Origin of the sequence: Pseudomonas sp. AB6 (genome assembly GCF_034314105.1) — a bacterium.
Lineage (GTDB): Bacteria > Pseudomonadota > Gammaproteobacteria > Pseudomonadales > Pseudomonadaceae > Aquipseudomonas.
Genome location: NZ_JAVIWJ010000001.1, coordinates 1729494 through 1750847 on the forward strand (window position 1 = coordinate 1729494; position 21354 = coordinate 1750847).

Here is a 21354-nt window from a genome sequence, read left to right on the forward strand (position 1 = left end):
GGGACAAAAAATCAGGGAGTGGTGAAACCGGTGTCCACTCCCCCTACTCCTGATCAGCGTTGTTCGATTGGCACGAACTTGCGCTGCTCGACGCCGATGTACTCGGCGCTCGGACGGATGATGCGGTTATTAGCGCGCTGTTCAAAAACGTGCGCTGCCCAGCCAGTCAGGCGCGAGCAGACAAAAATTGGCGTGAAAAGCTTGGTCGGAATACCCATGAAGTGGTAAGCCGAGGCATGGTAGAAGTCGGCATTCGGAAACAGCTTTTTCTGTTCCCACATGGTTTTGTCGATGGCTTCGGAGACCGGATACAGCACGGTATCGCCGGATTCGTCAGCAAGCTTCTTCGACCAACCCTTGATCACCTCATTGCGCGGATCGGACTCCTTATAGATCGCGTGGCCAAAGCCCATGATCTTGTCCTTGCGTTCCAGCATGGCCAGCGTGCCTTTGACCGCATCTTCAGCCGAGCTAAACCGCTCGATCATTTCCATGGCCGCTTCGTTAGCGCCGCCATGCAACGGACCGCGCAAGGTGCCAATGGCCGCTGTCACGCAGGAATACAGGTCCGACAGGGTTGATGCGCAGACCCGCGCGGTAAAGGTTGAGGCGTTGAATTCATGTTCGGCGTACAGAATCAGTGATACATCCATGACTTTGCAGTGCAGTTCGCTGGGTTTCTTATCCAGCAGCAGGTGCAGAAAGTGGCCGCCGATAGAGGCTTCCTCGGTCACGCAATTGAGGCGCACGCCGTCGTGGCTGAAACGGTACCAGTAACACATGATCGCCGGGAACGCCGCGAGCAGACGGTCGGTGCTGTCAAGCTGCTGGTCGAAGCTCGCTTCAGGCTCCAGCGTGCCGAGCATTGACGCGCCAGTACGCATCACGTCCATAGGGTGGGTATCGGCAGGAATGCGTTCCAGCACTTCCTTCAAAGCATGCGGCAAATCACGCAGACCTTGCAGCTTCTTCATATAAGCAGCCAATTGGGTGTGGGTCGGCAATTCGCCGTAGAGCAGCAGATAAGCCACTTCTTCGAACCGCGCCTCAGCGGCCAGTTCGCGAACGTCATAGCCGCGATACGTCAGCCCAGCGCCTTCCTGGCCCACCGTCGACAAGGCCGTTTGGCCGGCAACCTGACCACGCAGGCCAGCGCCGCTCAATACTTTTGCTTCAGCCATTGCTTTCTCCACTCTTGAAATTATTGGGGAGCACCATCGAACTGCATGGCAATTGCCGTCCAGACAAGGTTAGGCCTGGATCGACATCAGGATCACTTTTTGTTGGCAAACAACGCATCGAGCTTTTGCTCGAAGGTGTGGTAATCGATGGCGTCATACAACTCCATGCGGGTTTGCATGGTGTCCACCACGTTCTTTTGGCTGCCATCACGGCGGATCGCGCCGTAAACGTTTTCAGCCGCTTTGTTCATGGCGCGGAATGCAGACAGCGGGTACAGAACCAGCGAAACATCGGCAGAGCGTAATTCGTCGACAGTGAACAGCGGCGTCGCGCCAAATTCAGTGATGTTGGCTAGAATCGGCGCCTTTACCCGAGCGGCGAACAGTTTGTACATGTCCAGCTCGGTGATCGCTTCCGGGAACACCATGTCGGCACCGGCTTCGATACAGGCCGCAGCCCGATCCAATGCCGATTCCAAGCCTTCAACAGCCAGTGCATCGGTCCGCGCCATGATCACAAAGCTGTCATCGGTACGGGCATCAACCGCCGCTTTGATGCGGTCGACCATTTCTTGCAGTGAAACGATTTCTTTACCCGGACGATGGCCGCAGCGCTTGGCGCCGACCTGGTCTTCGATATGGATAGCCGCAGCGCCGAATTTGATCATTGACCGAACCGTGCGCGCCACGTTGAACGCCGACGAACCAAAACCGGTATCGACATCGACCAACAGCGGCAGATCGCAAACATCGGTGATGCGACGCACGTCAGTCAGCACATCGTCCAGACCGGTAATGCCCAAGTCTGGCAAGCCCAGCGAACCTGCTGCCACACCGCCACCCGACAGATAAATAGCTTTGAAACCAGCGCGTTTCGCCAACAAGGCATGGTTAGCATTGATGGCGCCAACGATTTGCAGTGGATGTTCACTGGCAACGGCATCACGGAAACGCTGGCCGGGAGTAGTTTTATTGCTCATTTTTCACCTCGGGCGGTCGATGGGGGAGCGGCCTGATAATGGCGCTCAATATTACGTTTCGATGCGCCGATATGGCGGCGCATCAACAGTTCGGCCAATTCGCCATCACGCTCGGCGATGGCATCTAGAATTCGGTGGTGTTCGGCAAACGCCTGACGCGGGCGATTGGGCGTTGCGGAAAACTGGATGCGGTACATCCGAACCAGTTGGTACATGTCACCGCAGAGCATCTGGGCCAGGGTCTGGTTGCCGCTGCCCTGAATGATCCGGTAGTGAAAGTCGAAGTCCCCTTCCTGCTGGTAGTAGCCGACACCCGCCTGGAATGCCGCGTCACGCTCATGGGTGTCGAGCACCCGGCGCAGCTCATCGATTTCTTCAGTGGTCATGCGTTCAGCGGCAAGGCGGCACGCCATGCCTTCCAGCGATTCACGAATCTCGTACAGCTCGATAAGCTCGGCATGGCTCAGGGAAACCACCCGAGCACCCACGTGGGGAGTACGCACTAACAGCCGCTGACCTTCTAAGCGATGGATAGCCTCACGCAAGGGGCCGCGACTGATGCCATAGGTGCGCGCCAGTTCGGGCTCGGAAATTTTGCTGCCCGGCGCGATATCGCCTTTAACGATAGCCGCCTGGATGCGTCGGAAGACGTTCTCGGATAACGTTTCGGAATCGTCCTGCACCGCGCCTGCTGTTTCGACTGCATCCAACATATTGTCAACACCTTGGTCGCGACTGGCGTTAAAACTAGCCAATAAGCCTGTATACGTCAACAAATAATAAGATACTGTCGACAATCGTCTAACATAGCGTTTACTGCCGAAGAAATTTCCTACAACACCTGCTGCTTAGGTACTTAGCGAAAAAGCTAAAACCTTCATGCTAGAATGCCGCCCGCATTAACCGACTGGAACCGGTTCCACGGCCCGCCTTAACCGCATCTCAGGCCAGCGAGGTTGCGCAAATGTTGCTGCAAGTGTTCGTCATTTATTGCCAGGACTTATGAGACTCAAACCTCTTCTTTTCTTCTGTTTAGCACTGCCCTGCGTTAGCTTGGCCGCTGATAAGACCCTGTACGGCCTCAACGAGTACGCAGCCCTTTCCGATATTGATTTGGAAGTGGCCGCAAAACTCGATACCGGTGCCAAAACCGCTTCCTTGAGCGCTCGGGATATCACACGGTTTAGACGTAATGGTGAGCGCTGGGTGCGCTTCTATCTGGCGATTGATGACGCCCATACACATCCGATTGAAAAACCATTGGCGCGGGTCAGCAAGATTAAGCGCCGTGCCAGTGACTACGATTCTGACGATGACAAGAAATATACGGCGCGCCCGGTTATCAGCCTCGCTGTGTGCATGGGTACTGCGTCACGAACCATCGAAGTGAACTTGACTGACAGAAGTGCATTCCAATACCCGCTTTTGATTGGCTCAGAAGCACTGAAGCATTTTGATGCGCTGGTTGACCCTAGTCTGAAATACGCAGCCGGCAAACCTGCCTGCGCTACCGACGCTCATACTGCAGAGTAATACTGATGCGCTCTATCACCCTTCATCTAAAAATTTTGATCGCCGTGCTGGTGGCGCTCGGGATAGCGATCACCGCGTATCAAATTTTTGTGCTTGGCATTCCGGTGACTGAAAACGAAACCGACAACTTGTGGAACATCGACGCCAAGGTCGAGTTCATCGCCAACCCCAAAGACCCGGTCAAGATTCAAATGTTCGTGCCGCCGCTGAGCCACGATTACGTCAGCCTCAACGAGAGCTTCATCTCCAACAATTACGGCTTCAGCGTTAACCGCGTAGACGGCAACCGTAAAGTGACCTGGTCGGCCCGTCGGGCTACTGGCAACCAGACCCTGTATTACCGCCTGGTGCTAACCAAACGTTACATTAGCGACAAACTCAAGATCAAAGGCCCAACATTTCGGGACAGCATCGCCATCGAAGGTCCAGAAAAAATCGCAGCTGAAGCCTTGCTTGCGCCCATTCGCCAGCACTCTGCGGACACTGAGACGTTCATCACTGAAGCCATAAAGCGGGTCAACAACCTCAGCGACGATAACGTGAAGCTATTGCTAGGGGGTGACACCACCACCTTAAACAAAGCACGAATCACCGAGTTACTACTGTCGATTGCCCATGTCCCCATTGAAAAAATCCATACGCTACTTCTAGTGGCCGGGCAGCCACAAACCCCGGAACTGTGGTTACGAAGTTTTAACGGTAAGGCCTGGCTGTATTTCAACCCGGACACCGGCGAGCAGGGCATGCCGCCGGACCGACTGCTTTGGTGGATTGGCGACGAAAGCCTGATCAGCGTCGAGGGCGGGAAAAAAGTCACGGTCAAATTCACCTTGAATAACAGTGAAATGAACGCCATTCGCCTGGCGAAGATGACAGACGCCAATACCGATGCCAACTTTCTCAGCTATTCGCTTTACGGATTGCCACTGCAAACCCAGCAGACATTCATGATTATGGTGATGATCCCGATTGGCGTGCTGGTTATTTTAATCCTGCGCAACTTGGTTGGCCTTGAAACCCTAGGCACCTTCACGCCGGTGCTGATCGCGCTGGCGTTTCGCGAGACACAACTGGGGTTCGGTATTGTCCTGTTCACAATCATTACTGCGTTAGGCTTGTCGCTGCGCTCTTACCTTGAACATCTGAAACTGCAAATGCTGCCACGGTTGTCTGTGGTACTCACCTTCGTTGTGGTGCTGATTGCCGCGATCAGTTTGTTCAGTCATAAACTGGGTCTGGAGCGTGGCTTATCGGTGGCACTTTTCCCAATGGTGATTCTGACCATGACCATCGAACGGTTATCGATTACTTGGGAAGAGCGCGGCAGCGGCCACGCAATGAAAGTCGCCATCGGGACACTGTTCGCCGCCTCCCTGGCGCACATCATCATGAGTGTGCCGGAGCTGATTTATTTCGTGTTTACCTTTCCCGCCATGCTGCTGATTTTGGTGGGCTTCATGCTGTCCATGGGGCGTTATCGCGGCTACCGTCTGACTGAGCTGATCCGTTTCAAAGCTTTCCTTGGTAAAGAACTCAAGGACGAGAAGGACCAGGTTAAATGATCGGCCTCTGGAAGACCTGGCAGGCCCTTGAAACCCGTGGAATCATGGGTATTAACCGTCGCAATGCGGATTACGTACTCAAGTACAACAAACGTAGCCTGTACCCCATTGTTGACGACAAGATCGTGACCAAGGAGCGGGCAATCCTGGCGGGTATTCATGTGCCCGAAATGTATGGGGTGATTTCCACCGAGAAGGAAATATCGCGCTTGGATGACATCATCGGCGATCATGACGACTTTGTAATCAAGCCTGCCAAAGGCGCAGGAGGAGACGGGATTCTAGTAATTGCCGACCGCTTCGAAGAGCGCTTTCGCACGGTCTCAGGCAAGATCATCAGCCGTGAAGAAATCGAATATCAGATTTCCAGCATTCTCACAGGCCTGTACTCCCTGGGTGGCAATCGAGATCGCGCACTGATCGAATACCGGGTCAAGCCGGACCAGATTTTCAAGAGCATAAGCTTTGAAGGTGTACCCGATATCCGGATCATCGTACTGATGGGTTATCCCATCATGGCCATGCTGAGGTTGCCGACACGTCAGTCCAACGGCAAAGCCAACCTGCATCAAGGCGCCATTGGGGTAGGTGTCGATTTGGCGACGGGTTTAACGCTGCATGGCACTTGGCTCAACAACATCATCCGCAAACATCCCGACACTGCTAATGCCGTGGACGGCGTGCAGCTTCCAAATTGGGATGGCTTCATGAAGCTTGCCGCAGGCTGCTATGAACTTTGCGGGCTAGGCTACATTGGTGTCGACATGGTACTGGATCAGGACAAGGGCCCGCTTATTCTGGAAATTAACGCCCGTCCCGGTCTGAACATTCAGATTGCCAACGACTGTGGCTTGACCCATCGCGCCCATGCCGTCGAAGAGCGTCTGGCCCAACTCGCATTGAACAAAGAGCATGAGTCACCGCAAGAGCGCGTGCGCTTTGTACAAGAGCTTTTCGGTCATGTACCGGCAGCTGCCCTCTAGGAGCCGGCTCTGGGGAAGATTACAATCCCGGCCCCAAGCCGCTGACTGATTCTCTACGCATGCCCATTTGCGCCGTACATCCACTGCCCTATTGCCCCGACCCCGCTGAGTATTTCTCACGTGTGCGCCATGCACCGGGTGCAATGCTGCTCGACAGCGGTCGACCGACCGCCAACCGGGGACGCTTCGATTTACTCAGCGCTTGGCCCTGCGCGGAATTGCTCCCGCAACCCAACGAAACCGGGGGCGACTTTCTCCAGCGCCTGCGCGATAGTCTCGCCGCCTTGGGTCACGCCGAATTACCCGAAGAATCGCAGCTGCCGTTCGCGGGCGGGCTTATGGGGTATCTCGCCTATGACTTCGGCCGACGGTTGGAACCCTTACCCGCGCACGCCCACAATGACCTACAACTACCTGATGCACGGTTGGGTGTTTATACCTGGGCCCTGATGAGCGATCACGTGCTGTGCACTAGCCAACTGGTTTTCCATCCGACGGTGGCTGTCGGAGAACGTCAGCGTTTATTGGCGCTTTTTGCCGAGCCATTCGTCCCAGAACCAAGGGCCTTCACGCTCACATCCCCGTTTGAGGCCAACCTAAGCGCCGATGATTACCGCAGCGCGTTTTTGCGTATCCAGACCTACATTCAGGCCGGGGATTGCTATCAGGTTAATTTCGCCCAGCGTTTTCAAGCGACCTATGCAGGAGATCCATGGGCGGCCTATTGCGCCTTGCGTAGCGCTTGCCCAACACCTTTTTCCGGTTTCCAGGCTCTACCCGAGAACAATGCTGTGCTCAGCCTTTCGCCGGAACGATTCGCCCGTGTCACTGGCAAATACGTCGAAACGCGCCCGATCAAAGGCACCCGCCCCCGCGGCTCTGATCCTGCTGAAGATGCGGCCTACGCCGCCGAGTTATTAGTCAGTACCAAAGATCGGGCGGAAAACGTGATGATCGTCGACCTGCTGCGCAATGATTTGGGGCGAACGTGTCGTATTGGATCGGTGAAAGTGCCGGAATTGTTCAGCTTGGAAACTTATCCAAATGTGCATCACTTGGTCAGCAGCGTTACCGGGGAGCTGGCAGAGGGCAACGACGCGCTGGATCTTATTTCAGGCAGTTTTCCCGGTGGCTCCATTACCGGAGCCCCTAAGATTCGGGCCATGCAAATCATTGACGAATTGGAACCTACGCCCCGTGGGGTGTATTGCGGGTCGTTGCTATACCTGGATGTACGCGGCCAGATGGACAGTTCCATCGCTATTCGCAGCTTGCTGGCTAAAGACGGGGCCGTGTCGTGCTGGGGCGGCGGCGGAATCGTGGCCGATTCAGACTGCGAGGCGGAATATGAGGAATCGATAACTAAAGTGCGGATATTGTTGACGACGTTGCAGGAGCTTTGAACGCTGGTTGGTTCACTGGCACTTTCGCGAATATTCGGTCCTACCGGGTTCAGATCATCCTGTGGGACCGACTCATTCGGGAAGACGTCTTACAGACTCAACTCGCGGTTCGATGCCTTGATAAATTCTTTTTTCAAGTCTTCAAACGTATGCACCGCCGGGAATTGCGGGAATTCTCCAATCACGTTCTCGGGCGCATGGAACAAAATCCCTGCATCCGCTTCGCCGAGCATCGTGGTGTCGTTGTAGGAATCACCCGCCGCTACCACCCGATAGTACAAGCTCTTGAAAGCCAATACTGACTGACGCTTTGGATCCTTCTGACGCAATTGGTAGCTCACAACCCGATCTGTCTCGTCCGTAATCAGGCGATGACACAGCAGCGTGGGAAAGCCCAGCTGACGCATCAACGGCTGTGAAAACTCATAGAACGTGTCGGATAGAATCACCACTTGAAAGCGCTCACGCAGCCAATTGACGAATTCGACGGCCCCGTCCAATGGTTTTAAGGTCGCAATCACGGCCTGAATATCGGAGAGTTTCAAATCGTGTTCATCGAGAATGCGCAGACGCTGCCTCATCAGCACGTCGTAGTCGGGAATATCCCGAGTAGTCGCCCTCAGCGACTCGATCCCGGTTTTTTCGGCAAATGCGATCCAGATTTCAGGGACCAAAACACCTTCAAGGTCGAGACAGGCAATTTCCACAGATCACTCCTAGCACTTCAATTAGGCCACTTCATCCGGCGACTTCAAAACAAGCGGCACTCTAACGGCTTGATCACGGCGACGCCAGCCCGTCAAACCGGGAACTAATGGAGGGTTTTTGTTACTATCGCGCCCATACGAGCGCGCCAAGCGCCACCACTACAGGAAGCCGCCTGATGAGCCAACCCTTCGATGTCGCCGCCCTCGCTGAGACTTACGCCAAAAAGTCTGCGCAGGATATTTTAAAACTGGCCTTTGAGCATTTTGGCGACGACGTCTGGATCTCATTCAGCGGTGCCGAAGATGTGGTGCTGGTGGATATGGCCTGGAAGCTGAATAAAAACGTCAAGGTCTTCAGTCTCGATACTGGTCGTCTGCACCCGGAAACTTATCGTTTTATTGAACATACCCGCGAGCACTACAAAATAGACATCGAGCTGATGGCGCCGGATCAGAAGGCGCTCGAGCCGTTTGTCAAAGAGAAGGGGTTGTTCAGCTTCTATAAAGATGGGCACGGCGAATGCTGCGGTATCCGCAAGATCGAGCCGTTGCGTCGTAAACTTTCCGGGGTCAACGCCTGGGCTACAGGCCAACGCCGGGACCAGAGTCCGAGCACGCGCAGTGACGTGGCGGTGGTGGAAATAGACAGCGCGTTTTCGACGCCGGAGCGCCTTTTGTATAAATTCAACCCGCTGGCGCAGATGACCAGCGAGGAAGTTTGGAACTACATCCGTATGCTGGAGCTTCCATATAACAGCTTGCATGAGCGAGGTTTCATCAGCATCGGCTGCGAACCCTGCACCCGCCCGGTACTACCAAATCAACATGAGCGTGAAGGCCGCTGGTGGTGGGAAGAAGCCACGCAAAAAGAATGCGGGCTGCATTCTGGAAATTTGATTGCCAAGGTGTAAGAAGTTGCTGCAATTTTTGTAGGGCCAACTTGTTGGCGAGAAGCTCAATGCAGTGGCGCTATGCACATCGCTTCGCTAACACGTAAGCCCTACAAAATTCATATCCGGCCGGAGCTGTCAATGCACGGGCAATTCCACCCCGGCGAACAGTTCTTCCAACTCCTGCTTGTTATGACATTGAATCGCTTTTGCCATCACTTCCCGCGTCAAGTGAGGTGCGAATTTTTCGATAAAGTCGCACATGAAACCGCGCAAAAACGTACCGCGACGGAAGCCAATCTTGGTTACGCTGGCTTCGAAAAGATCGCTGGCATCCAGCATCACAAGATCGCTATCGAGCTTGGCATCTACCGCCATTTTCGCCACGATTCCAACGCCAAGGCCCAAGCGCACGTAAGTTTTAATCACGTCGGCATCGGCCGCCGTAAACACCACTTTCGGAGTCAGCCCCCGGTGACTGAACGCCTCGTCCAACTTCGAACGTCCGGTAAAACCGAACACATAAGTGACAATAGGATATTCGGCGAGGACTTCAAGAGTGAGTTTCGAGACCTTGGTCAGCGGGTGGCCATGAGGCACAACGACACAGCGGTTCCAGCGGTAGCAAGGCATCATTACCAAGTCGCCGAAGAGTTCCAGCGCTTCAGTAGCAATAGCAAAATCTACCGTGCCGTCAGCGGCCATTTCGGCAATCTGCATCGGCGACCCTTGATGCATGTGTAACGCCACGTCTGGGTATTGCTTGATGAAATTGCTGATCACCGGAGGTAACGCATAACGAGCTTGGGTGTGGGTGGTGGCAATCGACAGCGTGCCTTTTTTCTCATTGGAAAATTCTTGAGCGATCTGCTTGATGCTCTCAACCTTGCGCAAGATCTCGCCTGCAGTTGTGATGATTCGTTCACCGGCCGGGGTCACGCGCGTCAGGTGTTTACCACTGCGAGCAAATACTTCAACACCCAGTTCGTCTTCGAGTAGACGGATCTGTTTGCTGATGCCCGGCTGAGAGGTGTACAGACTCTGAGCAGTGGCAGAAACGTTGAGGTCGTGGTGCGCCACTTCCCAGATGTAGCGCAATTGTTGAAGCTTCATATGTGTCCCTCAAAGCAGTAGACGCCACGGTCGTCAGCGACGGTATATAACTATATTAAAGGTCAGAAGAATAAAGCTAGAACTTTTCTATCAATTTTGAAAGTCGGATCACGCGAGTTCGCTAACGTACCCGACGCTGGAGCATCGGGACCATGTACACCGGAACTTCGGATAGCTGCAGAACCTTCGCGGCTGTACGCCCCAAAGGGGTGTCGCCTTGAGCGCCGTGACTGTGGCTGCCAACAATCAATAAATCTACTGCCAGCTTCTGAGCCTGTTCCAATATCATGTTTGATGGGTCTCCCTGAATGACCAGAACTGCGCGAATTAGCGCCAGATCCTGATGCCCTTCACCCAACTCATCCCGAAAACCATCCAGCACCCGCTGTTCGATACCCTGCATGACGGTATTCAGCCCCTGACTGCGCAACTCCTTCAAGGCTGCCTCATCAAGATAGCTCTGCAAGACTGACTCCGCGAACAATCCCATAGGCTCGACAACATGGATGACATACAACTCAGCGTTAAATGTTCTAGCCAGCGCCAACGCATGTTGTAAGACGTACGGAGCATAAATACCGAGGTCAGTGGCATAGAGCATGGAGCGAATCATATGACCTCCTCGAGTGCCAATATGGCGGAGATTGACTCAGCTTAGCAGTGCGTTAGCGACTGCGACGGCTGTTACCTCATGAGGCGTCAATGGTCAGATTTTTAGCTCATTGCTGATCCCGTGTGGCACGTGGCCCGTCGCTACAACCTCCCGGGACTTTTCACAATGCCCTGGTTGATCATCAAAAAAAACGTCTGCCGCGAACGCTTCTAGAAACGCTGACTTTTCCAGGCCGCCGAGAAATAGCGACTCATCCAGCCGAATATCCCACTCGCGCAAGGTGCGAATCACTCGCTCATGGGCCGGCGCAGATCGCGCTGTCACCAGCGCCGTGCGAATGGGGCAAGCATTCTCAGGGAACTCGCGCTGCAACAGATTCAGTGCCGCCAAAAAAGGCTTGAATGGACCGCCTCCTAACGGCTCACGTGCTGATTCCCGTTCGCTCGCCTGAAACGCTTCCAGCCCTGCGGATTGATAAATTCGCTCTGACTCATCGGAGAACAACACCGCATCGCCGTCGAAAGCGATACGCAACTCAGAGCTTGCGGCACGCCGTGCTCCTCCCGACAAAATGGTGGCGGCGGCAAAACCGGCATCCAGCGCGCTGCGCACATCATCGGCGTGGGTCGAGAGAAACAGGTGACAGCCAAATGCAGCTAGGTATGGATAAGGGCTGCGTCCGCCAACGAAAGCTGCCCGGGTAATATCCAGGCCGTAATATTGAATCGAATTGAACACCCGCAAGCCGGTATCAGCACTGTTGCGCGATACCAGGATCACTTCGACGCGGGCTTTATCTAACTGCCCATTAAGGCTTAAAAGTTTTTCCACCAACAAGTAAGCGTCACCTTGTTCGAGAATCTCCTCTTCGTGCTCGATTTGATATTGCCGATACGCTTCCACCCCATCGGCCACATAAACCGCATGACTTTCGCCCAAGTCAAAAAGTGCACGCGAAGAAATGGCCAATACCAATTTGTTGCTTAGCCCGATGGTCATGTCGCCCCCTGGGTGATTCAGCCGTTATGCGTATCAATAAATGCTAACGCCTGATGGAGCGCCCGAACTTTAGGCATGTCATGTCCCGCAGTCAGCGCCGCCAAAAGAGGCCTTTCGTAAATCGAAGTCAGCTCCAATGGTCGCTTCTCCTGATAATCGAGATACATGCTAGGCCAGTAATCGGGCATCTTCTCTGTCGCGGCAAACAGTTGCTCGGCGTAACCGTCAGGTAACATCTGCCCGCACGCCAACGCACCTTGCACGACTTCATTCATAAGCGCCTGAACCAGATCGCGGCTATTTGGATCACCCATCAGCCCAGCAGTACTGGCCTTTAGTAATACCGACAAACCGTTATAAGGAATATTCCAAACCAGTTTTTGCCAACGCGCCAAATGCACGTTGGCCATCGTGCGCGACTCAAGACCGGCCTTGCGAAACAATTCAGCGCCCTGCTCGGCAATCATTTGCCCGGCGGCCGGATCGGACACTGAACCGCTGTGATAGCCAAGCGTGACCGCACCAAACGCCTGATGCATCACAACGCCAGGCGCAGTGCGATGCACACAGATAAAGCACAACCCGCCTAGCAAATGCAGTGAATCCGGTAGCAATGGACGCAAGCTGTCCTCAACCTCCAGACCGTTTTGCAGCAGTAACACTTTAGCGCCAGGCGCTGCTGCCTGGATGATCAGGGGAGCAAGACTGGCATTATCGGTGGTTTTGGTGCTCACCAGCAGCCAGTCGCAAGGCGGCATATCCGCAGCCGAGGAATATGCCTGAACGGGATTGAGCGTTAAAACGCCATGCTCGGCGCTATTGATTGTCAGACCTTTTTCCAGCACCACATTGAACTCGCCACGCAGCAGAAAGTGCACATCAAACCCGGCGCGTGCCAGCATCACACCGTAAAACCCACCAATGGCTCCGGTACCAATGATGCCAATCCTAAGCTTTTCCGTTTCAGTCGTCATGCGCACTCCTATCAAGGCAGTTCGTCAGAATTCAAGTTAAGTGCCTGCTGCACTCCTGCGCTCAGCTCGGTCACGGTAAGCCGTGATTGCAACTCTCCATAGAATTTGCCGTCTCGGACCACGAACATTGCGGGCAAACCAAACACCTGATAACGCTGTACCGCGCCGCCGTTGTCCGCAGCATCAATCCAACATAAACGATCTATGGGCAAGTTGAAGACAGGCAACTCACGTCGCGCCCAACGGCAACTAGCGCAACCTGCCGCGGTAAAAATCACTAGTGAAACGCCCGGCAGCGCAAGTAAACGATGGTCTATATCGAAATCTGTCAGTTCCAATGGGCTCACACAGAAAGTTCTGAAGTTGGAATACACACTATCCGTTTTCGCTGCCTCATTTGTAAAATGGTTGACGGCGGTGATGCAAATAAACGACGGAGGGGTATTTGTAGGCCCGCCAGATCTCACAGATTTGGCATCGAATCTTCTCTGGTGAGGTCGAATTGCCGATGAGGTCGAGGTAGCTCGCATCACTGAAAACGGCATAAAACCCGCGTTTACCCATTGTCGAACAACCGAGTAACGCGCTAAGGTTCCTCCCCCGTCGCACTCAATCATGCTCGGCTCCGCCGCACGGGGAATCGTTGGGGGCCGGCACCCGTGACCTGATGAGTAACACGATGGCTGATTTACCGATTGACGACCTCAACGTTTCTTCCAACGAGACTCTGATCACGCCGGATCAGCTCAAGCGCGAAATTCCGTTCTCTGCCGCTGCCTTGCATACGGTGACCAAAGGCCGCGAGGTGATCCGCAACATCCTCGACGGTAAGGATCACCGCCTGTTCGTGGTGATCGGCCCTTGCTCTATTCATGACATCAAAGCCGCTCACGATTATGCCAACCGCCTTAAAGCATTGGCTGCCGAAGTCGGCGACACTTTGTACCTGGTGATGCGCGTGTACTTTGAAAAGCCGCGCACGACCGTCGGCTGGAAAGGTTTGATTAACGACCCGTATCTCGATGACTCGTTCAAAATCGAAGATGGCTTGCACATTGGTCGTCAGCTATTACTTGATCTGGCGGAAATGGGCCTGCCAACCGCCACCGAAGCGCTTGACCCCATCTCCCCACAGTATCTACAGGATTTGATTAGCTGGTCGGCCATTGGTGCGCGCACTACTGAATCGCAAACTCACCGCGAAATGGCTTCAGGGCTGTCTTCTGCTGTTGGTTTTAAAAACGGCACTGATGGGGGTTTGACAGTAGCGATCAACGCACTGCAATCGGTCTCCAGCCCACATCGGTTCCTCGGTATCAATCAGGAAGGTGGTGTGTCTATCGTCACCACCAAAGGCAACGCTTACGGTCACGTGGTGTTGCGCGGTGGCAACGGAAAACCGAATTACGATTCGGTCAGCGTTGCGCTGTGCGAACAAGCGCTACACAAGGCGGGCATTCGTCCAAACATCATGGTCGATTGCAGCCACGCCAACTCTAACAAGGACCCGGCGCTGCAGCCGCTGGTTATGGAAAACGTCGCCAACCAGATTCTCGAAGGTAATCAGTCGATCATCGGCTTGATGGTTGAGAGCCATATCAACTGGGGCGCGCAGTCTATACCCAAAGATTTGGCAGAGCTGCAATACGGCGTGTCAATTACGGACGCCTGTATTGATTGGGAAAGCACTGAGAAAACTCTGCGCAGCATGCACGTAAAACTCAAGGACGTGCTGCCACAGCGCCAACGCGGATAACTTTCCAAGTGGTCTTGCAGCGCACACAAAAACGCCGAGCATATGCTCGGCGTTTTTCGTTGTGGCATAACAAACTGCTTCAATAGCCGATCAGATTTTGGCCATGTGGCGCTGATGGCGTTCCATGTAGCGCTCGACATAGGAACATGAAGGAATCACCGTATAACCCACGCTGTCAGCGTACGCGAGCGCTTGCTCGGTTAAAGCGGCAGCAATACCCCGACCTCTAAGCGCGTTTGGCACGAAGGTTCGATAGATATCCAGAGTCTGCTTACCCAGATCCATATAGGTCAGGTAAGCACGATGACCGTCCACGTTGGTCTCGAATTGATGACCGGCCTGGTCATGGTGGATGGACAACGCCTCGCTCATCACTACTCCTCGCGGGTCTTGAAATTAGACCTCTACCTTACCGATGTTTTTCCGGCGAAGGAACCTCTACGCCACCTGTGCTGGTTATGGATACCGAAATCGGACTGGTTACTTACCAACACAAGCACTCCCAAATAGTAGGCGTCATTGCTGTGTTTGCTCAAGCAGCTTGCAAATGGCCCGACAAAAAGTCCGGAACCACACTGCAATAGTCACAATTACACCGGATGATGCTGACACTTCTGAGGCTCATAGCCGGCTGCTGAGTTTGAGACGAGCCCGCGATGAAAAAGTCACCTCTAATTGTGCGCATAGAAGCAGACTTGTGAAGGGCCAGGGATAATCAACAATTGCCAGGCACAATAGACTCGACAATAAATCAACTATCCTTTTTAATCGTCGGTAAAGGGTGCGCTTGAGCCTTGACCCGAGCGTGAACAGCGACTGGAAGTTGATGCGGTGCTGGCGAACATTTTTCAAAAACGTGGAGAAGTGGGACGCAATAGTTTCAAACCTGAGAAATTTGTCCACTTCTTGCGCTTCCTCAGTTTACTTACTACAAACAATGGGTAGTATGTACGCCGGTCATTTTCTCACTTTCGAGAGATGGCTATTTTTAGAAAGTCCTTTAAGGGGAACACGATGAACAACGTTCTGAAATTCTCTGCTCTGGCTCTGGCTGCAGTATTGGCCACCGGTTGCAGCAGCGTATCCAAAGAAACCGAAGCTCGTCTGACTGCTACTGAAGACGCAGCAGCTCGTTCGCAAGCACGTGCTGATGAAGCCTATCGTAAGGCTGATGAAGCTATGGCTGCTGCTCAAAAAGCTCAGCAAACTGCTGACGAAGCCAACGAGCGCGCTCTGCGTATGTTGGACAAGGCTAGCCGCAAGTAATAATCTCTCGAGATTATTGATAAGCCGATCCAGTTCTGGATCGGCTTTTTAGGGTCTGGACTTTAGCCCAGACACTAAAAAGCCCGTCCGCTCAGCCTTGATATTCATGGCGGTGCGTGCGGGCTTTCTAAAGGACTAACTATTGCGCCACGGTTGGAGCCTTTGAGACTATCGCACTGCTGCCCGGCACCGCTATTTCAACCGGCATACCGTTCTCAGCAGCGACCACGTCCCGCACGACATCCCAATTCATCTGCAGATTTGCAGCCAGGTCGTCACGCTTAAGTAGCGCGTTGATCACTGCGGTGTGCTTGTCATCCGCAGATGGATTGCCATTGCCGTCAAGGGGCGCGTGCGCCTCAAGGTAGACTTTGCCGGCACTCACACCGAACTTGTAAGGGTCGCTCATGATCCGCACGGTGGTGCCGATTGGCACGATGCCGGCTAACTCCAGCACATTGTTGTTGTACATGCGGAAGCAACCGTGGCTGGTACGCATGCCGATACCGAATTTCTTGTTAGAGCCGTGAATCAAGTAACCAGGCAGACCCAGACCGAACTTGAACGGCCCTAAAGGATTATCCGCACCTGCCGGCACCACGTTAGGCAATGGGTCACCGTCCGCCAGGTGCTCAGCCTTAACCGAGGCCGGTGGGGTCCAGGTCGGGTTCGGCGTTTTTGCCGTAATCTTGGTGACTGCGACCGGCGACCCCCACCCCTCACGACCGATACCAAGCGGGTAGGTATCGACAACGTTTTTGCCTTTCGGATAGTAATACAACCGATACTCAGCCAAGTTAATCACTATCCCTTCACGGGGGCCGGGAGGCAGCACGAAGCGGGTGGGCAACACAATTTGAGTGCCTGCACCCGGTAACCACGGATCGACGCCTGGGTTGGCTGCGATCATTTCCAGGTAACCCAAATCGTACTGAGTTCCAAGGTCGGCAAACGTGTCTTCGTATTTGGCGGTGATGGTCTGTACTTGACCCACGATGTCTTCGCCAGGCGGTGGGAGAGGGAATTCTAATGCAGCGACAGGGCCCGCCGCACAAAGCGCAGCAAGCAAAAAACAGCGGGCGACGGCGGGAATACGCGACAACATCCGGAAAATCCTTGGTGTATGCGACGGAAAAGTAGCGCAATTGTACACTGCCACCCTTGAAATCGGGAGTTGCCTAACGATTAGCCGTTTATGCCCTGTTTATTGACTAAAACGCAGTTCTGGCCAGATTGGTCGCGTGCCACGTTTCTGTGCTTCAAGGATCGCGCGACACAGCGAACACAGGCGCTCGTCCCGCAGACTCACTCGATTGACCCCTAGCCAGCGTGGATGCGCAGGCAGCAAGGTTCCGCACAAGGTTCGGTCAATCGTGCCGCCTAACTCCAACTGTCGCGCAACCAGATGTACTCGCGCCTCCTGACACGCGAACAGGTCAAGCTGGTCATCAGGTTCGATGAGTTGGTAAGCAAATAAAGACCAAGCGGGACGAGGCATCGGGCGCTCCAAATCGGGGCGCCACCTTAGCCCAAAGCCTGCAGTTAGAACAGCATCAAAGCAGCGGTCTTAGCGTCGGCCAAACATTGTCCAATAACTTGCCTTGAGCTGCGACCGCAGGATGCAGGCCATCGGCCTGCATCAGCTCCGGGATCCCGCCCACGCCTTCAAGAAAAAACGGTACTAGAGCGACTTTTTTCTGCTTCGCTAAATTGCCATACACCGCCGCAAATGCCTCGGTGTAACGCGGGCCATAATTGGGTGGTATACGCATGCCGAGCAGTAGGACCTTGGCACCCGAGGCTCTAGCGCTATCGATCATCGACGAAAGATTTTGTTGCAAATTAGCTGGTGGCTGCCCGCGCAAGCCGTCGTTGCCGCCCAACTCCAGAATAACTAACTGGGGTTTATGCTCTAAAAGCAGCGCTGGAAGCCGTGCCTGCCCTCCCGCACTGGTGTCGCCGCTGATGGACGCATTGACTACTTTATCGGTAATCCCCTCTTTACGCAGACGCTGATCCAGTAACGATACCCACCCCAAGCGGGTATCCAGCCCGAAAGCTGCGCTGATACTATCCCCAACGATCAGAACAGTGCCTGCCGCAGCTCCTTGAGAGATCAACAACAAACCCAGGCCAGCACATAAAAGCCACGCACGCATCGGATTCTCCATGAGCGAAAGTATTCTTAGTGCTTGGAACCTCACCAAAGTGGTCCCCAGCACAGAAGGTGACCTGACTATCCTGCACGAACTCTCCCTGGAACTGAACAGGGGCGACAGCTTGGCGATTGTTGGCGCCTCAGGTTCTGGCAAATCTACCCTCCTCGGTTTGCTAGCCGGACTGGACCTGCCCAGCGCTGGCACGGTGACGCTGGCGGGGTGTAACCTCAGCGAACTGGATGAAGATCAGCGCGCCCGCATCCGTGCTGAACATGTGGGTTTTGTGTTCCAGTCGTTTCAGTTGCTCGACAGCCTCAATGCATTGGAAAACGTCATGCTGCCTATGGAGTTGGAAGGCCGCAAAGATGCGCGTGCGCAGGCTCGACTGTTGCTTGAGCGGGTAGGCTTGGGCCAGCGACTGACCCATTCGCCGCGTCAGCTATCAGGCGGCGAGCAGCAACGCGTAGCCATCGCCCGCGCCTTTGCTGCCGATCCCGACGTATTATTCGCTGATGAGCCTACCGGCAATCTTGACAGCCACACAGGTGAACGGATCAGCGATCTGTTGTTCGAACTGAACAAGGAGCGGCGCACGACCTTGGTCTTGGTGACGCACGACGAGCGTCTTGCTCACCGCTGCCAACGCCTGATTCGTCTCGAAGGTGGCCGATTGGTCGCCCCTCTGGAGCCTTGATGGCACGTTTGCCGCTTCTACGTCTGCTAAGCCTTGCCACACGACAACTCTTGCGTGACGCACGTGCCGGAGAGTTGCGGGTGTTGTTCTTTGCCTTATTAATTGCGGTGGCGGCTAGCACTGCCATCGGCTACTTTGGTGCCCGCCTGAACGGTGCGATGCTGCTGCGAGCCACCGAGTTTTTAGGCGCTGATTTGATTCTCGAAGGCACCAGCCCTGCGCTACCTGCTCAGATTGAAGCCGGCAAAACGCTAAAACTGGACCACGCTCAAGTCATCGAATTTTCCAGCGTAATCGCCACCGATGCCGGTATTCAGTTGGCGAGCGTAAAAGCCGTGGACGACGAATACCCGTTGCGCGGCGAGCTGAAAAGCGCCGCCGCACCCTATCAAGCAGAAAAACCGGGCAGTAGACCTCAACCGGGCGAAGCCTGGGCCGAGTCGCGGATGTTTGCGGCATTGAATTTGAAAGTCGGCGACAACATCGACGTCGGCTCAAAAACCCTGCGCCTAAGCCGAGTGCTGACCTATGAACCTGACCGCGCCGGAAATTTTTACAGTCTGACGCCACGCGTCATGATCAACTTGGCAGACCTCGCCGCCACAGGCGTCGTCCAGCCTGGCAGCCGGGTCAGTTACAAGGAATTATGGCGCGGCAGCTATAATTCGCTGGAAGTCTACCGTCAACAGATCACCTCGGGACTGGCCCCCAATCAACGCCTGTTGGATGCCCGCGACGGTAATCGGCAAATCGGCGGGGCGCTGGGCAAGGCCGAGCGTTACTTGAACATGGCAAGCTTGGTTGCCGTGTTGTTGTCTGGCGTGGCGGTGGCGCTCTCAGCCGCACGCTTTGCTGCTCGGCGCTTTGACGCTAGCGCACTGCTGCGTTGCCTGGGCTTGTCACGCAATGAAGCGCTGGTGTTGTTTAGCCTTCAATTAGCCATACTCGGTCTTCTGGCCAGCCTCAGCGGCGCTTTATTAGGCTGGCTTGCGCAGTTGGGTTTATTTGCGCTGCTGCAGGATCTGCTACCGACCGATGTCCCCCCAGGAGGGGTACTCCCCGCCATTGCCGGGATCGGCACTGGTCTTGTGGCTCTCGCCGGTTTCGCTTTACCGCCCTTGGCTGCACTTGGCCGGGTTCCGCCGCTGCGGGTGCTGCGTCGAGACATGCTCCCCATTCCGGCCAGTTCATGGCTGGTATATGGCGCAGCGCTACTGGCGTTAGGCTTGATCATGTGGCGTCTGAGCCTGGACCTCATATTGACCTTTGCCCTGCTCGGCGGAGGCATTATCACCGCCGTGTTGCTGGGGGCCGCGTTGCTGTTGGCGCTGCAAAGCTTGCGTCGTCTACTGGCCGGTGCATCGTTGCCTTGGCGATTGGGTTTAGGGCAACTGCTGCGTCATCCGCTGGCCGCCGCGGGGCAAACCCTGGCGTTCGGACTGATTCTGCTGTCCATGGCGCTGATAGCGCTGCTGCGTGGAGAGTTGCTCGACACTTGGCAAAATCAGCTACCCAAAGATGCACCCAATTACTTTGTACTCAACATCCTGCCAGCGGACAAAGACAACTTTACCCAACGCATAGCGGGTCTCTCTACTCACGCGTCGCCGCTGTACCCAATTATCCCTGGGCGCCTGGTCAGCATTAATGAGGAGCCCGTACGCAACATTGTCAGCAAGGACTCCCGGGGCGAAAACGCCACCGAACGAGACCTCAGCTTGACCTGGGCTGCCGAGTTGCCTCAAGGCAATAGCTTGAGTGCTGGCACCTGGTGGACAGCCGACGGCAACGTCGCCGCCGACAAAATCCCTGGTGTGTCAGTAGAATCCAAACTCGCCGAAAGCCTAAAGCTTAAACTCGGCGATCACATGAGTTTCGTGGTCGGTGGTATGACACGCGAAGCTCAGGTCACCAGCTTGCGCGACGTCAGCTGGGATAACTTTCAGCCGAATTTTTTCATGATATTCCAACCGGGCACGCTCCAGGATCTGCCGACCACCTACCTCACCAGTTTTTATCTGGCACCGGGTAACGACCAACAAATCGTCGAGCTATCACGCGCGTTTCCGGCGGTCACCATCCTTCAGGTCGAAGCCTTACTGGAGCAACTACGCAGCATCCTCGCCCAAGTGACGATAGCCGTGGAATACGTGCTGTTATTTGTCCTTGCGGCCGGGCTTGCGGTGTTATTTTCCGGCCTACAAGCGACTCTTGACGAACGTATCCGCCAAGGCGCCCTGCTCCGGGCGCTGGGCGCCGAGCGAGCGCTACTGATCAAGGCGCGACGCATTGAGTTCGGTTTATTAGGTGCGGCAAGCGGTGTGTTGGCGGCGTTGGGTTGCGAATTGGTAAGTTTTGCGCTTTACCGTTACGCCTTCAGTTTGCAATGGCACCCACACGCTTGGCTGCTGTTGTTGCCGGTGATCGGCGCGGCGCTGGTGGGCGGTGCAGGTGTATTCGGCACCCGCCGTGCATTGAACGTCAGTCCGTTGACTGTACTGCGGGAAGGCTGACTAAAAAGCGCCTATCTGAAGTCCGGGA

Annotated in this window: 22 protein-coding genes; 9 read left to right on the forward strand and 13 right to left on the reverse strand. The window is 54.8% G+C overall.

What is annotated here, in order from left to right; translation table 11 throughout:
* Positions 1-53: 53 nt before the first annotated feature.
* The 3 genes from prpC to RGW60_RS08305 all read right to left on the reverse strand — a co-directional run bounded on the left by prpC (position 54) and on the right by RGW60_RS08305 (position 2874).
* Positions 54-1181, reverse strand: coding sequence for a 2-methylcitrate synthase (gene prpC / locus RGW60_RS08295; RefSeq protein WP_322203703.1), 1128 nt, complete (start codon positions 1179-1181; stop codon positions 54-56).
* Positions 1182-1273: 92 nt separating this feature from the next.
* On the reverse strand, positions 1274-2161 hold the full coding sequence (gene prpB, locus RGW60_RS08300; RefSeq protein WP_322203705.1) for a methylisocitrate lyase: 888 nt from the start codon (positions 2159-2161) through the stop codon (positions 1274-1276).
* Positions 2158-2874 (reverse strand): GntR family transcriptional regulator, encoded by a 717-nt coding sequence (locus RGW60_RS08305; protein ID WP_322203707.1) that lies wholly within the window; start codon positions 2872-2874, stop codon positions 2158-2160. Before RGW60_RS08305 ends, prpB begins: the two co-directional genes overlap by 4 nt.
* Before the next feature lie 289 nt (positions 2875-3163).
* Between RGW60_RS08305 and RGW60_RS08310 the strand changes: the two genes are divergently transcribed.
* From RGW60_RS08310 to pabB, 4 genes are read left to right on the forward strand one after another with little or no spacing between them, the layout of a single operon-like run.
* Positions 3164-3694 carry an ATP-dependent zinc protease gene (locus tag RGW60_RS08310; protein WP_322203708.1) on the forward strand — a complete coding sequence of 177 codons (531 nt, stop codon included), beginning with the start codon at positions 3164-3166 and terminating at the stop codon, positions 3692-3694.
* Positions 3695-3699: 5 nt separating this feature from the next.
* Entirely contained in the window at positions 3700-5256 is a 1557-nt protein-coding gene (locus RGW60_RS08315; RefSeq protein ID WP_322203710.1) for an inactive transglutaminase family protein, read from the forward strand.
* On the forward strand, positions 5256-6239 hold the full coding sequence (locus tag RGW60_RS08320) for an alpha-L-glutamate ligase-like protein (protein WP_322206871.1): 984 nt from the start codon (positions 5256-5258) through the stop codon (positions 6237-6239). The genes RGW60_RS08315 and RGW60_RS08320 overlap by 1 nt, the downstream gene beginning before the upstream one ends.
* A gap of 59 nt (positions 6240-6298) precedes the next feature.
* The gene (gene pabB, locus RGW60_RS08325; RefSeq protein WP_322203712.1) at positions 6299-7642 is read left to right on the forward strand and encodes an aminodeoxychorismate synthase component I; all 1344 of its coding nucleotides are present in this window, start codon (positions 6299-6301) and stop codon (positions 7640-7642) included.
* An 89-nt stretch (positions 7643-7731) separates the two neighbouring features.
* On the opposite strand, the gene thrH is transcribed toward pabB, so the two are convergent.
* Positions 7732-8349: a bifunctional phosphoserine phosphatase/homoserine phosphotransferase ThrH gene (gene thrH / locus RGW60_RS08330; protein ID WP_322203714.1), complete on the reverse strand. Its 618-nt coding sequence runs from the start codon at positions 8347-8349 to the stop codon at positions 7732-7734.
* A 176-nt stretch (positions 8350-8525) separates the two neighbouring features.
* On the opposite strand from thrH, the gene RGW60_RS08335 reads away from it, so the two are divergent.
* On the forward strand, positions 8526-9260 hold the full coding sequence (locus RGW60_RS08335) for a phosphoadenylyl-sulfate reductase (RefSeq protein WP_322203716.1): 735 nt from the start codon (positions 8526-8528) through the stop codon (positions 9258-9260).
* A 117-nt stretch (positions 9261-9377) separates the two neighbouring features.
* Here the strand turns inward: RGW60_RS08335 and cysB are convergent, their stop codons facing one another.
* From cysB to RGW60_RS08360, 5 genes are all read right to left on the reverse strand, one after another.
* Positions 9378-10352, reverse strand: a complete 975-nt coding sequence (gene cysB / locus RGW60_RS08340; protein ID WP_322203718.1) for an HTH-type transcriptional regulator CysB — start codon at positions 10350-10352, stop codon at positions 9378-9380.
* Positions 10353-10473: 121 nt separating this feature from the next.
* Entirely contained in the window at positions 10474-10965 is a 492-nt protein-coding gene (locus RGW60_RS08345; protein ID WP_322203720.1) for a universal stress protein, read from the reverse strand.
* Positions 10966-11058: 93 nt separating this feature from the next.
* The gene (locus RGW60_RS08350; RefSeq protein WP_322203722.1) at positions 11059-11964 is read right to left on the reverse strand and encodes a 5'-nucleotidase; all 906 of its coding nucleotides are present in this window, start codon (positions 11962-11964) and stop codon (positions 11059-11061) included.
* A gap of 17 nt (positions 11965-11981) precedes the next feature.
* On the reverse strand, positions 11982-12938 hold the full coding sequence (locus RGW60_RS08355; protein WP_322203724.1) for a putative 2-dehydropantoate 2-reductase: 957 nt from the start codon (positions 12936-12938) through the stop codon (positions 11982-11984).
* Positions 12939-12949: 11 nt separating this feature from the next.
* The gene (locus tag RGW60_RS08360) at positions 12950-13285 is read right to left on the reverse strand and encodes a thioredoxin (RefSeq protein WP_322206872.1); all 336 of its coding nucleotides are present in this window, start codon (positions 13283-13285) and stop codon (positions 12950-12952) included.
* A gap of 332 nt (positions 13286-13617) precedes the next feature.
* On the opposite strand from RGW60_RS08360, the gene RGW60_RS08365 reads away from it, so the two are divergent.
* Positions 13618-14694: a 3-deoxy-7-phosphoheptulonate synthase gene (locus RGW60_RS08365; protein ID WP_322203726.1), complete on the forward strand. Its 1077-nt coding sequence runs from the start codon at positions 13618-13620 to the stop codon at positions 14692-14694.
* 90 nt (positions 14695-14784) lie between these two features.
* Here the strand turns inward: RGW60_RS08365 and RGW60_RS08370 are convergent, their stop codons facing one another.
* The gene (locus RGW60_RS08370; protein ID WP_322203728.1) at positions 14785-15066 is read right to left on the reverse strand and encodes a GNAT family N-acetyltransferase; all 282 of its coding nucleotides are present in this window, start codon (positions 15064-15066) and stop codon (positions 14785-14787) included.
* Positions 15067-15708: 642 nt separating this feature from the next.
* On the opposite strand from RGW60_RS08370, the gene RGW60_RS08375 reads away from it, so the two are divergent.
* On the forward strand, positions 15709-15960 hold the full coding sequence (locus RGW60_RS08375; protein ID WP_003347084.1) for an Lpp/OprI family alanine-zipper lipoprotein: 252 nt from the start codon (positions 15709-15711) through the stop codon (positions 15958-15960).
* A gap of 139 nt (positions 15961-16099) precedes the next feature.
* On the opposite strand, the gene RGW60_RS08380 is transcribed toward RGW60_RS08375, so the two are convergent.
* The 3 genes from RGW60_RS08380 to RGW60_RS08390 all read right to left on the reverse strand — a co-directional run bounded on the left by RGW60_RS08380 (position 16100) and on the right by RGW60_RS08390 (position 18119).
* Entirely contained in the window at positions 16100-17065 is a 966-nt protein-coding gene (locus tag RGW60_RS08380; RefSeq protein ID WP_322203730.1) for a L,D-transpeptidase family protein, read from the reverse strand.
* 99 nt (positions 17066-17164) lie between these two features.
* Positions 17165-17458: a hypothetical protein gene (locus RGW60_RS08385; protein ID WP_322203732.1), complete on the reverse strand. Its 294-nt coding sequence runs from the start codon at positions 17456-17458 to the stop codon at positions 17165-17167.
* A 55-nt stretch (positions 17459-17513) separates the two neighbouring features.
* Entirely contained in the window at positions 17514-18119 is a 606-nt protein-coding gene (locus RGW60_RS08390) for an arylesterase (protein ID WP_322203734.1), read from the reverse strand.
* Between the two features lie 10 nt (positions 18120-18129).
* Between RGW60_RS08390 and RGW60_RS08395 the strand changes: the two genes are divergently transcribed.
* Both RGW60_RS08395 and RGW60_RS08400 read left to right on the forward strand, forming a co-directional pair.
* Positions 18130-18813, forward strand: a complete 684-nt coding sequence (locus RGW60_RS08395; RefSeq protein ID WP_322203735.1) for an ABC transporter ATP-binding protein — start codon at positions 18130-18132, stop codon at positions 18811-18813.
* The gene (locus RGW60_RS08400) at positions 18813-21326 is read left to right on the forward strand and encodes an ABC transporter permease (RefSeq protein ID WP_322203736.1); all 2514 of its coding nucleotides are present in this window, start codon (positions 18813-18815) and stop codon (positions 21324-21326) included. Before RGW60_RS08395 ends, RGW60_RS08400 begins: the two co-directional genes overlap by 1 nt.
* Positions 21327-21354: the final 28 nt, after the last annotated feature.

What these genes read in the sequence shown, in the direction of transcription:
- RGW60_RS08395 (WP_322203735.1), top strand. Translation starts at nt 18,130, where the DNA reads ATGAGCGAAAGTATTCTTAGTGCTTGGAACCTCACCAAAGTGGTCCCC.
- RGW60_RS08350 (WP_322203722.1), bottom strand. Translation starts at nt 11,964, where the DNA reads ATGACCATCGGGCTAAGCAACAAATTGGTATTGGCCATTTCTTCGCGT.
- prpB (WP_322203705.1), bottom strand. Translation starts at nt 2,161, where the DNA reads ATGAGCAATAAAACTACTCCCGGCCAGCGTTTCCGTGATGCCGTTGCC.
- RGW60_RS08335 (WP_322203716.1), top strand. Translation starts at nt 8,526, where the DNA reads ATGAGCCAACCCTTCGATGTCGCCGCCCTCGCTGAGACTTACGCCAAA.
- RGW60_RS08380 (WP_322203730.1), bottom strand. Translation starts at nt 17,065, where the DNA reads ATGTTGTCGCGTATTCCCGCCGTCGCCCGCTGTTTTTTGCTTGCTGCG.
- RGW60_RS08390 (WP_322203734.1), bottom strand. Translation starts at nt 18,119, where the DNA reads ATGCGTGCGTGGCTTTTATGTGCTGGCCTGGGTTTGTTGTTGATCTCT.
- RGW60_RS08355 (WP_322203724.1), bottom strand. Translation starts at nt 12,938, where the DNA reads ATGACGACTGAAACGGAAAAGCTTAGGATTGGCATCATTGGTACCGGA.
- RGW60_RS08385 (WP_322203732.1), bottom strand. Translation starts at nt 17,458, where the DNA reads ATGCCTCGTCCCGCTTGGTCTTTATTTGCTTACCAACTCATCGAACCT.
- pabB (WP_322203712.1), top strand. Translation starts at nt 6,299, where the DNA reads ATGCCCATTTGCGCCGTACATCCACTGCCCTATTGCCCCGACCCCGCT.
- RGW60_RS08315 (WP_322203710.1), top strand. Translation starts at nt 3,700, where the DNA reads ATGCGCTCTATCACCCTTCATCTAAAAATTTTGATCGCCGTGCTGGTG.
- RGW60_RS08365 (WP_322203726.1), top strand. Translation starts at nt 13,618, where the DNA reads ATGGCTGATTTACCGATTGACGACCTCAACGTTTCTTCCAACGAGACT.
- prpC (WP_322203703.1), bottom strand. Translation starts at nt 1,181, where the DNA reads ATGGCTGAAGCAAAAGTATTGAGCGGCGCTGGCCTGCGTGGTCAGGTT.
- RGW60_RS08375 (WP_003347084.1), top strand. Translation starts at nt 15,709, where the DNA reads ATGAACAACGTTCTGAAATTCTCTGCTCTGGCTCTGGCTGCAGTATTG.
- RGW60_RS08370 (WP_322203728.1), bottom strand. Translation starts at nt 15,066, where the DNA reads ATGAGCGAGGCGTTGTCCATCCACCATGACCAGGCCGGTCATCAATTC.
- RGW60_RS08400 (WP_322203736.1), top strand. Translation starts at nt 18,813, where the DNA reads ATGGCACGTTTGCCGCTTCTACGTCTGCTAAGCCTTGCCACACGACAA.
- RGW60_RS08345 (WP_322203720.1), bottom strand. Translation starts at nt 10,965, where the DNA reads ATGATTCGCTCCATGCTCTATGCCACTGACCTCGGTATTTATGCTCCG.
- cysB (WP_322203718.1), bottom strand. Translation starts at nt 10,352, where the DNA reads ATGAAGCTTCAACAATTGCGCTACATCTGGGAAGTGGCGCACCACGAC.
- RGW60_RS08310 (WP_322203708.1), top strand. Translation starts at nt 3,164, where the DNA reads ATGAGACTCAAACCTCTTCTTTTCTTCTGTTTAGCACTGCCCTGCGTT.
- RGW60_RS08305 (WP_322203707.1), bottom strand. Translation starts at nt 2,874, where the DNA reads ATGTTGGATGCAGTCGAAACAGCAGGCGCGGTGCAGGACGATTCCGAA.